13 protein-coding genes are annotated in these 12,760 nt (G+C 70.0%); 7 read left to right on the plus strand and 6 right to left on the minus strand.

Translation table 11 applies throughout. From position 1 onward, the window contains the following. Positions 1 to 43 precede the first annotated feature (43 nt). The 4 genes from IU514_RS03605 to IU514_RS03620 all read left to right on the plus strand — a co-directional run bounded on the left by IU514_RS03605 (position 44) and on the right by IU514_RS03620 (position 3,579). Positions 44 to 808, plus strand: a complete 765-nt coding sequence (locus tag IU514_RS03605) for a uroporphyrinogen-III synthase (RefSeq protein ID WP_194929710.1) — start codon at positions 44 to 46, stop codon at positions 806 to 808. Positions 809 to 927: 119 nt separating this feature from the next. Then, positions 928 to 1,845, plus strand: coding sequence for a uroporphyrinogen-III C-methyltransferase (locus tag IU514_RS03610; RefSeq protein ID WP_228760494.1), 918 nt, complete (start codon positions 928 to 930; stop codon positions 1,843 to 1,845). Between the two features lie 10 nt (positions 1,846 to 1,855). Then, positions 1,856 to 3,106: a heme biosynthesis protein HemY gene (locus tag IU514_RS03615; RefSeq protein ID WP_194929712.1), complete on the plus strand. Its 1,251-nt coding sequence runs from the start codon at positions 1,856 to 1,858 to the stop codon at positions 3,104 to 3,106. Then, positions 3,106 to 3,579, plus strand: coding sequence for a GNAT family N-acetyltransferase (locus IU514_RS03620; protein ID WP_194929713.1), 474 nt, complete (start codon positions 3,106 to 3,108; stop codon positions 3,577 to 3,579). The genes IU514_RS03615 and IU514_RS03620 overlap by 1 nt, the downstream gene beginning before the upstream one ends. On the opposite strand, the gene IU514_RS03625 is transcribed toward IU514_RS03620, so the two are convergent. Next, on the minus strand, positions 3,563 to 4,420 hold the full coding sequence (locus tag IU514_RS03625; RefSeq protein WP_194929714.1) for a DUF4349 domain-containing protein: 858 nt from the start codon (positions 4,418 to 4,420) through the stop codon (positions 3,563 to 3,565). The genes IU514_RS03620 and IU514_RS03625 overlap by 17 nt on opposite strands. A gap of 193 nt (positions 4,421 to 4,613) precedes the next feature. Continuing rightward, positions 4,614 to 5,891 carry an acetyl-CoA C-acetyltransferase gene (locus IU514_RS03630; protein ID WP_194929715.1) on the minus strand — a complete coding sequence of 426 codons (1,278 nt, stop codon included), beginning with the start codon at positions 5,889 to 5,891 and terminating at the stop codon, positions 4,614 to 4,616. Between the two features lie 109 nt (positions 5,892 to 6,000). On the opposite strand from IU514_RS03630, the gene IU514_RS03635 reads away from it, so the two are divergent. Together IU514_RS03635 and IU514_RS03640 are read left to right on the plus strand one after the other, a co-directional pair. Further along, a complete protein-coding gene (locus IU514_RS03635) occupies positions 6,001 to 6,906 on the plus strand; it encodes a hypothetical protein (protein WP_194929716.1) in 906 nt (301 codons plus the stop codon). Next, complete coding sequence (locus tag IU514_RS03640) at positions 6,903 to 7,226, plus strand: low molecular weight protein tyrosine phosphatase family protein (protein WP_194929717.1); 324 nt, start codon at positions 6,903 to 6,905, stop codon at positions 7,224 to 7,226. The genes IU514_RS03635 and IU514_RS03640 overlap by 4 nt, the downstream gene beginning before the upstream one ends. Before the next feature lie 12 nt (positions 7,227 to 7,238). On the opposite strand, the gene IU514_RS03645 is transcribed toward IU514_RS03640, so the two are convergent. The 4 genes from IU514_RS03645 to IU514_RS03660 form a co-directional block, all read right to left on the minus strand. Next, a complete protein-coding gene (locus tag IU514_RS03645; RefSeq protein WP_194929718.1) occupies positions 7,239 to 7,739 on the minus strand; it encodes a GNAT family N-acetyltransferase in 501 nt (166 codons plus the stop codon). A 202-nt stretch (positions 7,740 to 7,941) separates the two neighbouring features. Continuing rightward, on the minus strand, positions 7,942 to 8,493 hold the full coding sequence (locus IU514_RS03650; protein WP_194929719.1) for a superoxide dismutase family protein: 552 nt from the start codon (positions 8,491 to 8,493) through the stop codon (positions 7,942 to 7,944). A 96-nt stretch (positions 8,494 to 8,589) separates the two neighbouring features. Next, positions 8,590 to 10,020 (minus strand): nitrogen regulation protein NR(I), encoded by a 1,431-nt coding sequence (gene ntrC / locus IU514_RS03655; protein WP_194929720.1) that lies wholly within the window; start codon positions 10,018 to 10,020, stop codon positions 8,590 to 8,592. Continuing rightward, positions 10,010 to 11,065, minus strand: coding sequence for a two-component system sensor histidine kinase NtrB (locus IU514_RS03660; RefSeq protein ID WP_194929721.1), 1,056 nt, complete (start codon positions 11,063 to 11,065; stop codon positions 10,010 to 10,012). Before IU514_RS03660 ends, ntrC begins: the two co-directional genes overlap by 11 nt. A gap of 634 nt (positions 11,066 to 11,699) precedes the next feature. Here IU514_RS03660 and IU514_RS03665 point away from each other — a divergent pair. Next, on the plus strand, positions 11,700 to 12,758 hold the full coding sequence (locus tag IU514_RS03665; protein WP_194929722.1) for a glycosyltransferase family 4 protein: 1,059 nt from the start codon (positions 11,700 to 11,702) through the stop codon (positions 12,756 to 12,758). The last annotated feature ends 2 nt before the right edge of the window (positions 12,759 to 12,760 follow it).

Raw genomic sequence — 12,760 nt, forward strand, 5'->3', positions numbered from 1 at the left:
GGACATCGCTGGGGAAGTCGCACGGGGCGGCTATGCTGGAGGCATGCAGGCCCGCGTGACGACACAGCACGGATGGTACGTGATCTCGCTGCGACCGAGCGGCGGGCACGATGCGATGCGCCGCGCGGCGGCACGCCACGGCGCCGGCCTGATCGCGCTGTCGCCGTGGAGACTGCAACACCGCGACGGCCCCGCCGACATCGCGGCACTCGGCACAGCGCTCGCGGCGCCCAAGGTCATCTTCACCAGTCCCAATGCGGTCGCCGCCGCGCGGTCGTTGCGGCCATTGCAAGCACTCTCAGGCCAGCAGTGGTTCGCCGTCGGCGCCGGCACCGCTGCGGCGCTGCGGCGCGCCGGCATTCGCGACGTGCACGCCCCACAACGCATGGACAGCGAAGGCCTGCTCGACCTGCCCGGGCTGTCCGGTCTCGACGGCATCGATGTCGGCTTCGTCAGCGCGCCTGGCGGACGCGGCGTGCTGGTGCCATCGCTGCAGGCGCGCGGTGCGCGCGTCCACCGCGCCGACGTTTACGAGCGCGTCGCGGTGCCGCCCTCGCCGCAGGCCGTGGCGCGACTGCAGTCCCTGCCCGCGCCCGCCGTGCTGGCGTTGTCGAGCGGCGAGGCCTTGCAACACCTGGTCGATACGCTGCCTGCCGTGGCCCTGGCTGCGCTGCGCCAGGCGACCGTCGCCGCGGCCAGCGATCGCCTGGCCGGCCTGGCGCGCGAACTCGGATTCCAGCGGGTCGTGCTCGCGCGCGGCCCGCGTCCGGCCGACCTCGTCGCGGCGGCGGCCAGTACCCGGACGTGACCACGGTCGCATCCGGTAGCATGGGCCCGTCCCGCTCCCCACGTGATGCCGTGTCCACGACACCCGACCCGACCGCTGCGAACGCTTCGGCCTCTTCCTCGCGCCGCTCCGGTGCGGGGCTGTGGCTGATCCTTCTGGTGCTGCTTGCCGGCGCCGGATTCTGGGGATGGAAGCAATGGCAGTCGCGCCACCAGCGCGAAACCGCAGAAGCCGACATCGAGCAGCAACTGGGCGCGATCGACCAGCGCATAGAAGCCCTCCGCCGCGATCAGCGCGCGCAAGGGCAGCGCCTGCAGCAGGCCGACGCCACCAACCGCGTCGTGCGTGACGAACTGCTCGGCATCGGCCAGCGCGCGGCGCTGGTCGAGGACACGGTCAACAAGCTGTCCGATCCCGACCGCCATGGCGCACAGGCGCTGCGGCTGGACGAGACCGAACTGCTGCTGACGATGGCGCAGCAGCGTCTGGCGATCGCCGGCGATCTCGACGGCGCGCGGCGTGCCTACGTGCTGGCCGGACAGGTGCTCGACGGCGTCGACGATCCGGCCTACCTCAGCCTGCGGCAGACGCTGCAGCAGGAACGCGCCGGACTGGACGCACTCGGCAGCGAACCGCGCGTGCAGGCGATGGCGGAACTGGATGCCTTCGCGCGGGAAGTAAGCGCCGCACCCCAGCAACCGGCCACGACCGTGCCTGCGCAGGCGCCCTGGTGGCGCCGTGCGTTCGGCAGCCTGATCGACGTTCGCCCCAGTGATCGCGCCGTCGCGGTGCAGCCTGCCGACCGCATTGCCGCGGTGGCGGGCCTGCAACTGGAGATTTCCCTCGCCCGTGCCGCGGCCGAGCGTCGCGACGACGAGGGGTTTCGCGCCGCGCTCGGCCGCGCCGATGGCTGGCTGACCCGGCTGTCGCCCGAGTCGCCGGAGCTGCAGCGCCAGCGCGCGCGCCTGAAATCGATCGCAGCGCGACCGCTTTCACTGACGATTCCGACCCTGGGAAGCACACTGCAGCAGCTGCGCCAGTTGCGCGCGGCCCACTGACGGAGGCTGCATGAACCTCTTCCGCAACCTGCTGTTCTGGATCGTGCTGGCGCTGGCCGGTGCCCTGCTGGCGCAGTTGCTGCTGCAGGACCCGGGTTATGTGCTGGTCCGCTACGGCGGCAACGACTACACCACCAACGTACCCAAGGCGTTCGCGCTGGTACTGGCCGCGGCGGTCGTTGCATGGCTGCTGTGGAAAGTCTTGAGCCTCCCGTTCGTCGCGCTGCGCCGCCACCGCAAGAAGCAGGCGCGCGCACGCCTGGTCGACGGATTGGATGCCCTGCACCAGGGCCAGTACAGCCGCGCCGAAAAGCAGCTGGCACTGGCTGCCGAGCAACGCGACGTCGCCACCGTCGCGCGCGTCGGCGCAGTGCAGGCGGCGCTGGCACGTGGCGACGACGCCGGTGTGCAACGCCAGCTCGATGCGCTTTCCCGTGATTCCGCTTCGGCGCATGCGGTCGCCGCTGCCGAGGCCGCGCTGGCGCAGGGCCGTGCCGCCGATGCGCTGGCCGCACTCGATGTGCCTGCTGCCTCGCCGCTGCCTCCGCGCGGACTGGCGCTGCGCGCACAGGCGCTGGCCGCGCTCGGCCGCGCCGACGAGGCGTATGGCCTGCTCGGCGCGCTGCGTCAGCAGCAGGCGCTGCCGGCCGCGCGCCTGACCGAACTGGAAGCGCAATGGGCCGCAGCGTCGCTGCGCCAGGCCGCCGATGCCAACGTGCTCGCCGACCGCTGGGAGGCGCTGCCGAAACCGCTGCGCAACGATCCCGCCTCGGTGGCCGCCTACGCCGAACGCGCCGCCGCGATGCGCTGGGAAGAAGCGGCCGCGCGCAGCATCGAGCAGGCACTGGACTCGCGCTGGGACGAATCGCTCGCCGCACTCTATGGCCGCCTGCCGATCGGCCGCCTCGATTCGCGCCGCGCCAATGCCGAGCGCTGGCTGCAGGCGCACCCGGGCAGCCCTGCGCTGCTGGTGACGCTGGCGCAGCTCGCACGCGCGCAGGGGCAGTCGTCGCAGGCGGAGAGCTTCCTGCATCGCGCGGTCGCGCAGGGCGCGCACAGCGAGGCCTGGGAAGAACTCGGCCACGTCTTCGCCCAGGCCGGCGACCAGGCCAATGCCCGCCTGTGCTACCTCAACGCGCTGCGCGCCGCGCGTGGCGAAGCGACGCAGGAACTGCCGGGGCGCGACCTGCGCCAGAAGATCTTCGACGAAGCCGTCGTCGAAGAACGCGACGAGCACGGCGTGCCGCGACTGCGCGGCTGATGCGGCACGTCGCGCCGCTCGACCCGGACGCTCCGGCTGCGCGGGCACTGATCGGCGGCCTCAACGCGCACCTGTCGGCGCTGTACGGAATGCAACGCGATCTCGAGCGCGGCGTCGCGGCATTGAAGCAGGCCGGCGTCTGTTTCCTCGGCGCGTTCGTGGCCGGCCAGCCGGTCGCCTGCGGCGCGGTGCGGATGCGCGACGACGACGGCACCTACGGCGAGATCAAGTCGGTATTCGTCGTGCCGGAGCATCGCGGCCAGGGACATTCGCGGGCGATCATGCATGCGCTGGAAGCACACCTGATCGAGCGCCGCATCGACCTCGCACGCCTGATGACCGGCACCGCGCAACCCGAGGCCATCGCGTTGTACACGCGGCTGGGCTACGCGCTGCGTTCGCCTTACGGCGTTCACACCGCCGACGAGGCGACGGTGTTCATGGAGAAGCGGCTGGTTAGACCCTGCCGCTGATCACCTCGCGCTTGACGCCCCGCCACAGGCGCACGCCTGCGACGAGCCCCGCCAACACCAGCCACAGCGGCCACAGCGTCGCCAGCGCGACCAGGACGGCGAGCAGGCCGTGCCAGCCCGTGCTGAGCGAATGTCCGAGACGGGTGAAGAAGCCAGGCTGATCGCGATGCAGTGCGTCGTCGAGGTCCGGCTGCTGGGTGCGGGTCACCTTCTGTGCCTGATGCATCGACAGCTCGATGGTCGCCAAGGCGATGCGGTCCTCGAGTTGTCGGGTCACGAGGGTGGCTTCGTCGCGCTGGGCCTGGGCATCGGCCACTGCTTCTACGGCGTGGACCTTCGCCCCCGTCTTGCCGGGCTCGGCCGCTACCGTCGTCAGGGCCTGCTGCGCCTGCTGCTGGCGCAGGTAGGCCAGTTGCTGGGCCATCAGCTCAAGCTGGGCATCGACGGCCCGACGATCCAGGAACTCGACGTGGCGCGACAGCGCACGCATGAACTCCTGCGCACGCTCGCTGGGTATGCGCACCTGCAGGTCGCCGCGGGTGGTGTAACTGGACAGCTCGATGCGCCAGCCATCGCCGCTATCGCGCTGGCGCGTGTCCTCGATCTCGTTGCGGATGTCGTTGCGGGCGACATAGCCCCCCAGGCGTGCGACGAGATCTTCGATCTCCAGCGCCGAACGGAACACATCCTGCACGCGGAACTCGACGCGGGCCGTGCGGATGAAGCGCCTGTCCGCGGAGCCCTGCGTCAGCACCGCCGACGCCAGCTGCGAAGCGGCGTCGGGAGCGGGCGCGCCAGCGGAAGGGGCCGCGGCCGGCGATTCCGCCGCAGACTGGGACATGGCGTCGGCTGCCTCCTTGTTGCTGCAGGCTGTCGCAAACAGCAGCAATCCGCAGGCGAGCGTGCCCGTCCAGGTCCTGACTCCCATCCCCACCTCCTGTGTGCGGTCGCGGGCCGAACCCCCTTCAGCCACCGCGCCGTGCCGGTGGACTGTATAGCAGGCCGTCAGGGATGCGGGCGATCGCGCGGCGCGATCAACGCTCCAGGATCGCCACCACGCCCATGCCGCCGGCGGTGCAGATCGACACCAGGCAGCGGCCGCCGCCACGCTGCTTCAGCTCCTTCGCCGCGGTGGCGACAATGCGCGCACCGGTCGCGGCGAACGGATGGCCGGCAGCGAGCGAGGAGCCGTTCGGATTGATCTTGGCGACGTCGATGCGGCCCATCGGCGCGTCGAGGCCGAGACGGTTCTTGCAGTACTCCTCGCTCTCCCACGCGCGCAGCGTGCACAGCACCTGCGCGGCGAAGGCTTCGTGGATCTCGTAGAAGTCGAAGTCCTGCAGCGTCAGGCCGTTGCGCGCGAGCATCTCCGGCACCGCGACGGTTGGCGCCATCAGCAGGCCTTCGCCGTGGACGAAGTCGACCGCCGCGACGTGCGCATCGCGCAGGTAGCAGAGCACTTCGTGGCCGCGCGAGCGCGCCCATTCGTCCGATGCCAGCAGGCAGGCGGATGCGCCATCGGTCAGCGGCGTGGAATTGGCCGCGGTCAGCGTGCCGCGTCCGGAAGTCTTGTCGAACGCGGGCTTCAGCGAGGCCAGCTTCTCCAGCGTGCTGTCGGGGCGCAGGATGTTGTCGCGGGCCACGCCGCGGAAGCTCACCACCAGGTCGTCGAAGAAGCCGCGGTCGTAGGCGGCGGCGAGCTTCTTGTGCGAGGACAGCGCCCACTCGTCCTGCGAGTCGCGCGAGATGTTCCACTGCTTGGCCATGTCCTCGCAGTGGTCGCCCATCGATTTGCCGGTACGCGGTTCGGCCACACCCGGGAACTCGGGCTTCAGCTCGCGGAAATGGAAACCCTTGAACGCAGCCAGCTTGTCGCGCGGCGTCTTGGCGCGGGCGGCTTCGAGGAGGCGGCGGCGCAGCTTCTGGCCGTAGACGATCGGCACGTCGGACGTCGTATCGGAACCGCCGCCGATGCCGACCTCGATCTGGCCGGTCGCGATCTTGTTGCCGATGTGCACGATCGAGTCGAGCGAGGTGCCGCAGGCGCGCTGCAGCGTGATGCCCGGCGTCAGCGGCGACAGGCCCGAGGACAGGGCGGCCTCGCGGCCGAGGTTCCAGTCGCTGGAGTGCTTGATGACCGCGCCCATCGCCACTTCGCCGAGCTGCTGGCCGTGCAGGCCGTACTTCTCGACCAGGGCACCCAGGGTCCGGACCGACATGCCGAGGTTGCCGACATCCGCATAGGCCGTGTTCTGGCGGCAAAACGGAATGCGGACGCCGCCTAGCACGGCGACGGGACGGGCTGGACGCATCAGTGCACCTCGAAGGAACCTGGGGGAGTTGCCGGGACCGTAACGACCGCCGGGCATAATGGACGAAGTGTAGCGCCGCCTTCGCGAGCGACCAAACGCCACCGTATCCATGAGCTTCGCCGACAGCACCGCCCCCGCCCCGACCGCCACGCTGCACGTGCTCGGCGCCCTCGCGCTCGAGCTGCGCGGTGACGCGCCGGTCGACCGCCACGCCCTGTCGCAGGGCGAGGTTGGCGCGCTTGCGGCGCTGATCGCCCGCGATCTTGCCGGCTTCGCGCCGGAAGCCTCCTCGCTGGACCTGGTCACGGTGGGTGCCCACTACGACCCGGTCGAGCTGCTCCGCCCGGGCTGGCCGCTGCACCGCGAGCTGGACCAGCTGGCGGCACGCGCCCCGGGTCGGACCGAGGCGCGGGTCATCGCCTTCGGCGCCCACGAGGAGCGCCTGCCGGGCACTCTCACCCCCTCGCCCGACTACGCCGGTGGCCCGCTGCGGCTGGTGCCGTTCGTGCTCGGCGGCAACGCCGAGGCCGCCGCCCGAGTCGGCGATGTGTTCGAGCGCGAACTGCTCGAGCGCGGCATGGCCGGCGCCGACACCGCGCTCGCCGCGCAGGAGGCGTTCGGCCTGCGAGTCGAGCATGCGCGCTACCTGACGGTGCACGACCTCGCCGCGATGATGGCGATGCAGTACGACCACGCCGGCCTTTCGCCGCTGTGGCCGCTGCTGGAAACCGCGTTGCTGCAACCCGAGGGCGAGGAATGGCTGGACGCGCCGCCCGAGCCGCTGGTGCACTACGTCGCCGGCGAGGCACGCATTGCGATGTTCGAGCCACGCGCATGGAAGGCCCGCTACGCCACCGAGGCGCCCTGCGACACCGCCGAATGCCGGGAGAAGCTGGAGCGCCAGCACCAGCACTTCCAGGCCCGCCAGCGGCAGATCGCCGCGGTGCTCGGCGCGCACGGGATCCCAGTGAACTTCGTGCACGCGATCGACGACAACCGGGCCGTGCTGGATTGACCAACGTCCTCTTCATCTGCAGCCAGAACCGGCTGCGCAGCCCGACTGCGGAACAGGTGTTCGCCGAATGGCCGGGCGTCGAGACCGCGTCGGCCGGGATCAATGTCGGCGCCGACAACCCGGTCACGCCGGAACTGCTGCAGTGGGCCGACCTGATCTTCGTGATGGAACGCGCGCACCGCTCGAAGCTGTCGGCGCGCTTCCAGCCGCACCTTGCCGGCAAGCGCATCGTCTGCCTCGACATCCCCGATGATTACGAGTTCATGGACGCGGAACTGGTCCGGCTGCTCGAAAGCAAGGTGCCGCGGCACCTGCGCTGACCGCCCGTTGCGTCACTTCGAACGATCGAACTCCGCCTCGCGGATGGCATAGCCCGCATCGACCATCCCCAGCGCGTCGTAGGTGCGGTGGGCGTTGTCGTTGTCGCGCTCGACATACAGGCGCAGGCCAACCACACCGCGTGTGCCGCGAGCGAGCGTCTCGACGTGCCGGTACAGCGCGGCGAACACGCCGCGGCGGCGGTGCTCGGGCGGCACGTACACGCTCTGGATCCACCACCACTCGCCGTCGCGCCAGTCGCTCCATTCGCGCGTCAGCATCAGCGTGCCGACCGGCGCCGCGATCGTTTCGCGGCCGGCGACGCCGGCTTCGTCCATCGCGATGAAGTAGCGCGCCCTGGCCGGATCGGCGATGCCTGCGGCGACGCCCCGGCGTACCGTGCCGGGATCGAGCCGCTTGTGCTCGGTCTCCCACGCCATCGCTTCCGCCCACACCGCAAGCATCTCGGTGTCGTGGGCGTGGGCTTCGCGGATGCGCAAATGAGTGGTGGTCATGGACGACATCCTGGTGTTTCACGCTGGGTAGCCCGCTCATCCTTCGACTTCGGCGCTTCGCACCTACGCTCAGGACGAACGGTGAAACGGCTGGTCGCACAGTGCGAGCTGCCGCAGCCTGCAAGTATTGCCGCAAACCAGCACCGTTCGTCCTGAGCGTAGCGCAGCGGAGTCGAAGGATGAGCGGGTGGCGAGAACCGCATCACTGCGTGACAGTGATGACCCCGCATGCCACGCGCCCGCCGGCATTGCCGGTCGGCTGCGTCTTGTAGTCGTCCGGCGAGGCGTGGACGATCACCGCCTTGCCTGCCACGTCGTTGGCTGCACCTCCGCCGAGCGTCACGCCCTGGGCATGCACGCTGACCTTCGCGATGCCATCGGCGTTGGCGCTGATGTTGTCCATGTCGCCGCCGTGGTGCGCACCGCTGTCGACCTTGCCGTGCGGTGCACCGGCCGGATTGAAATGCCCACCGGCGCTGCTGGCATCGGCCGCGCTGCAGTCACCCTTCTCGTGGATGTGGATCGCATGCACGCTGTTCGGTGCCAGGCCGCCGATTTCGCCGGTGAGATGCACGCCATCGCCCATCGGCTTCACGGTGAGCCGTCCGCTGACCAGGCTGGCCGACGCGGAGGAGAGGTTGACGACAGCGGCCTTGGCGGTCGAAGCAGCGGGCGGCGGCGCCTTGGTCTTGGGCGCGGAACTGCAGGCGGACAGGGCCAGGATCGTGGCGGCGGCGAGCAGTGCGGTCTTCATCCGGGATCTCCTTGTGTCCGGCAATGCCTATCGGTTCGGTATACCTGATCGCGAGCGCGCAGGTTATTCCCGTCGTGGTCACACGGCGGTGAACAGTCAGTGGCGCTTGCGACCGGGGCCGAGCTTGCGGGTCAGTGTGTTGCGCCCCAGCCCGAGCCGTGCCGCGGCTTCGCTGCGGCGGCCACCGGTATGTTCCAGGGCCGCCTCGAACAACGCGTGCTCGAAGCGTTCGAGTGCCTGCGCATGCAGGCCGTCGTTGCCCAGTGCCAGCTGCTCGCGCGCCCACGCCGCCAGATGCGCATCCCACTCGCCTTCGCCTGCGGCCACCGCCGCTTGCCGCGACGGCGACACCGTCGTGTCGAGCACATCGTCCAGGTCGGCACGGCCGATGCTGTCGCCGGGCGCGAGCGCAGCCAGGCGCCAACACAGGTTCTCCAACTGGCGCACGTTGCCGGGCCAGTCGTAGGCGAGCAGGCGTTCGATCGCGGGCGGCGACAACCGCTTGGCGGGCGCGTCGAAGCGCACCGCAGCGGCGGCAAGGAAGCGCTCGGCCAGACGGGGAATGTCCTCGCGCCGCTCGCGCAGCGGAGGCAGGCGCAGGCGCACCACGTCGAGCCGATGCAGGAGGTCGGCGCGGAAGCGCCCGTCGGCAACGAGGCTTTCCAGGTCCTGGTGCGTCGCGGCGATCACGCGCACATCGACGCGTATCAGCTCACGTCCACCGACGCGGAAGAACTCGCCTTCGGCCAGCACGCGCAGCAGCCGTGTCTGCAGCGGCAACGGCATGTCGCCGATCTCGTCGAGGAACAGCGTGCCGCCGTCGGCCTGTTCGAAGCGGCCGTGGTGGCGGCGCGTCGCACCGGTGAAGGCACCCGCCTCGTGGCCGAACAGCTCGCTTTCCAGCAGCTCGGCGGGAATCGCCGCGGTGTTCAGCGCGACGAACGGCTTGCGCGAGCGTGGCGACTCGCGATGCAGCGCGCGCGCGACCAGTTCCTTGCCGGTGCCGGTTTCGCCGGTGATGAGCACCGACAGCGGCGCCTGCGCCAGGCGGCCGATCGCACGGAACAGCGTCCGCATCGCAGGCGCGTCACCGATCAGCGCATCGGCCTGCGTCGCGGCCTCCTCGCGCGGCGGTGACGGCGACTGCTGCTGTACTTCGCCCAGCGTGCGCGCGGCCAATGCGACCGCGTCGTCGAGATCGAAGGGCTTGGACAGGAACTCGTGCGCGCCGCCCCGGAATGCGCCCGCGGTGCTGGCGACATCGGTGTAGGCGCTCATCACGATCACCGGCAGGCGCGGCAGCCGCGCCTTGATCCTGTCGAGCAGCGCGAGGCCGCCCGTGTCCGGCATGCGCACGTCGGTGAACAACAGGTCCGGGGGCGCGCGATCGTCTAGCGCGGCCAGCGCATCGCGCGCGCTTTCGAAGCCATCGACGGCATAGCCCGCCTCGCGCAGCGCGGTGGCGAGCACGAAGCGGACGCTGCGGTCGTCGTCGACCACCCAGATGCGGGCCTGCTCAACCGCCATGCGCGATGCCTCCTTCGTCCTGCAGCGCCAGCGGCAGCAGCAGCGTGAATACCGTGTGTCCCGGCCGCGAGCGATAGGCCAGCGAGCCGCGGTGCTCGCGCGCGACCTGCTGCGCCAGCGCTAGACCGAGACCACTGCCCTCGGCGCGGCCCGACACCAGCGGCAGGAACAGCTGTTCGGCCAGTGCATCCGGCACGCCGCGCCCGTCGTCGACGATCTCCAGCCGCAGCGCGATCGGATGCACGACGTCGGCGATGCGCACTGCGTGCTCGGCGCGCGTGCGCAGCGTGATGTGGGTCGCGCCGGCTTCGATGGCGTTTCGCACCAGGTTCCACACTGCCTGCATCAGGCGATCGGCATCGCCGTCGAACTCGGGCAGGCTCGGGTCGTAATCGCGTAGCAGGCGCACAGCCCACCCGGCCTCGCTCTCGGCCAACCGCAACACGCGTTCGAGCACGGCATGGATGTTCAGCGATGCATGCGCGCGCGGCGGCGCCGGCGTCAGCAACTGGTCGACGAGTGCGGTGAGGCGCTCGACTTCGCTGCCGATCATCGACACGAGTTCGCGCGCATCGCCGCCGTCGCGGTCGACGCGGCGCGCGAGCAGTTGCGCGGCGCCCTTCAAGCCAGCCAGCGGATTGCGCAGTTCGTGTGCCAGCCCTTTCAGCGAGGCCGACAGCGCGGACGGAAGCAACAGAGCCGGGTCGTCGCCGGGGAACTCGTCGACCGGATGAGCTTCCATCAGCCAGCCGCCGTCCTCGCGCCGGCTCAGCCACAGGTCGGCGAAGCATTCCTCGCCATCGCTGTAGCGCAACCGGCAGCGGCGCAGCCGCAACGGCGCGCTGCCGTCGGAGGCGCGGGCCAGCGCCTCGGCCAGGCGGCCGTCGCCGGAATCCAGCCCGGCCAGTGGCCAGCCGAGCAGGCGCCGGGCGCTGACGCCGAGCCAGCGCGAAAAAGCGGTGTTGCAGCCCGCGATCACACCCTGACCGTCACTCCAGGCCAGCGGCGTGGTCAGGGTGTCGGCATCGGGCGCGAGCGCGGTCATTGCACCATCGTAGTGCAAAGAACCGTGAGCGCGGCGCTGTACCGCCCCTTTTGGCACCAACTGGATGCATGGCGCCATCAGCGCTGGTCTCGTGAACTCTCCCCGGTCGCGCAGGGTCGGTCCTGCCCGGCCGTTCCGTGTCCGGCCGCGAGGACGCCCGCGATGCCGGCCGCCCCCCTGCTGCACGACCATCCGGCGATCCGCATCAGGCCCAGCGCCGGAATTGGCGGCTTGCATCAGGTGGTGGCCACGGCACGATGCGGGCGTCGACGCTCTCTACGGCTTGGACGAACTCGGCGTCGTGCTTGAGTTGAATCTCGACGGTATTGCGACCTACAGCGCCGGCATCACCCGCACCGCCGCACAGTCGATCGCAACGGGGTGACCTTCACGCGTGCGCCGCTCGTTGACGAGACGGCGCGACGCAAGCCTGCTTCGACGAAGCATCGCGGAACTGCTGAGGAGGTTGCAGCCGAGGCGAAATGTCCGCACCTCCGTTCGCGTACATCGACGTGAACGCGCTGCTGGAGACCTCACCATCCGGAACGATGACCGGCGCGCGCCGCCTGTTCATTCCATTGAACACGCGTGCGTACAACAATTCTTACACGACGCGTGTCGTAACTTGCGTCAAATGCGAATCGCACAAATCTCCCCGCTCTACGAAGCCGTGCCGCCGCTGCTGTACGGCGGCACCGAACGCGTCGTCGCTTACCTGACCGATGCATTGGTGGACGCCGGGCATGACGTGACGTTGTTCGCGTCGGCCGACACGCGCACCCGCGCGACGCTGGTGCCGATGCGCGACCAGGCGATCCGGCTCGATCCCGCACCACTCAAGTCCGACCTCGCCGCGCACCTTACGCTGCTGCACGACGTACGCAGGCGCGCCGATGAGTTCGACATGCTGCACTTCCATGTCGATCTTCTGCACTACCCGTTCTTCGAGAACTGCTGCGGCAAGACCGTCACCACGTTGCACGGCCGCCTGGACCTGAAGGACCTGCCACAGGCCTATCGGCGCTGGCGCAAGTTCCCGCTGGTGTCCATCTCCGACAAGCAGCGCAAGCCGCTCGGCGAGGTCAACTGGGTCGGCACGATCCACCATGGCCTGCCATCGGATCTGCTGAGCTACTCGCCGAGGCCGGCCGGGGGCTATCTCGCTTTCCTGGGCCGCATTTCCCCCGAGAAGCGGGTCGATCGCGCGATCTCCATCGCGCGCCAGGCCGGGCTGCCGCTGCGCATCGCGGCCAAGGTCGATGCGGTCGACAAGGCGTATTTCCACAATGAGATCGAGCCACTGCTCGACGGCGACGGCATCGAGTACATCGGCGAGATCTCCGATGAGGAGAAGAGCGAGTTCCTCGGCAACGCGCTGGCGCTGCTGTTTCCGATCGACTGGCCCGAACCGTTCGGACTGGTGATGATCGAGGCGATGGCCTGCGGCACGCCGGTGGTGGCCTGGAACTGCGGGTCGGTGCCGGAGGTGATCGAACCGGGCGTGACCGGCTGCATCGTCGAATCCGTCCAGCAGGCGGTTGACGCGCTGCCGGGCATGCTGGCACTCAGTCGCCACGCCGTCCGCGAGCGCTTCGAGCGTCGCTTCACGGCGGAGGTCATGGCGGCTTCCTATGTCGATGTCTACCGGCATCTTTTGCGGCAGGAAGATGCCGCGCAGCGCATGATCGCCTGAGC

Source organism: Lysobacter niastensis (assembly GCF_015453285.1).
In the GTDB taxonomy this organism is placed as follows: domain Bacteria; phylum Pseudomonadota; class Gammaproteobacteria; order Xanthomonadales; family Xanthomonadaceae; genus Lysobacter_J; species Lysobacter_J niastensis.

Bases quoted from the DNA above. Each gene is read 5' to 3' on its own strand.
- IU514_RS03605 (WP_194929710.1), top strand. From the start codon at position 44: ATGCAGGCCCGCGTGACGACACAGCACGGATGGTACGTGATCTCGCTG.
- IU514_RS03615 (WP_194929712.1), top strand. From the start codon at position 1,856: ATGAACCTCTTCCGCAACCTGCTGTTCTGGATCGTGCTGGCGCTGGCC.
- IU514_RS03620 (WP_194929713.1), top strand. From the start codon at position 3,106: ATGCGGCACGTCGCGCCGCTCGACCCGGACGCTCCGGCTGCGCGGGCA.
- IU514_RS03625 (WP_194929714.1), bottom strand. From the start codon at position 4,420: ATGTCCCAGTCTGCGGCGGAATCGCCGGCCGCGGCCCCTTCCGCTGGC.
- IU514_RS03630 (WP_194929715.1), bottom strand. From the start codon at position 5,891: ATGCGTCCAGCCCGTCCCGTCGCCGTGCTAGGCGGCGTCCGCATTCCG.
- IU514_RS03635 (WP_194929716.1), top strand. From the start codon at position 6,001: ATGAGCTTCGCCGACAGCACCGCCCCCGCCCCGACCGCCACGCTGCAC.
- IU514_RS03645 (WP_194929718.1), bottom strand. From the start codon at position 7,739: ATGACCACCACTCATTTGCGCATCCGCGAAGCCCACGCCCACGACACC.
- IU514_RS03650 (WP_194929719.1), bottom strand. From the start codon at position 8,493: ATGAAGACCGCACTGCTCGCCGCCGCCACGATCCTGGCCCTGTCCGCC.
- ntrC (WP_194929720.1), bottom strand. From the start codon at position 10,020: ATGGCGGTTGAGCAGGCCCGCATCTGGGTGGTCGACGACGACCGCAGC.
- IU514_RS03660 (WP_194929721.1), bottom strand. From the start codon at position 11,065: ATGACCGCGCTCGCGCCCGATGCCGACACCCTGACCACGCCGCTGGCC.
- IU514_RS03665 (WP_194929722.1), top strand. From the start codon at position 11,700: ATGCGAATCGCACAAATCTCCCCGCTCTACGAAGCCGTGCCGCCGCTG.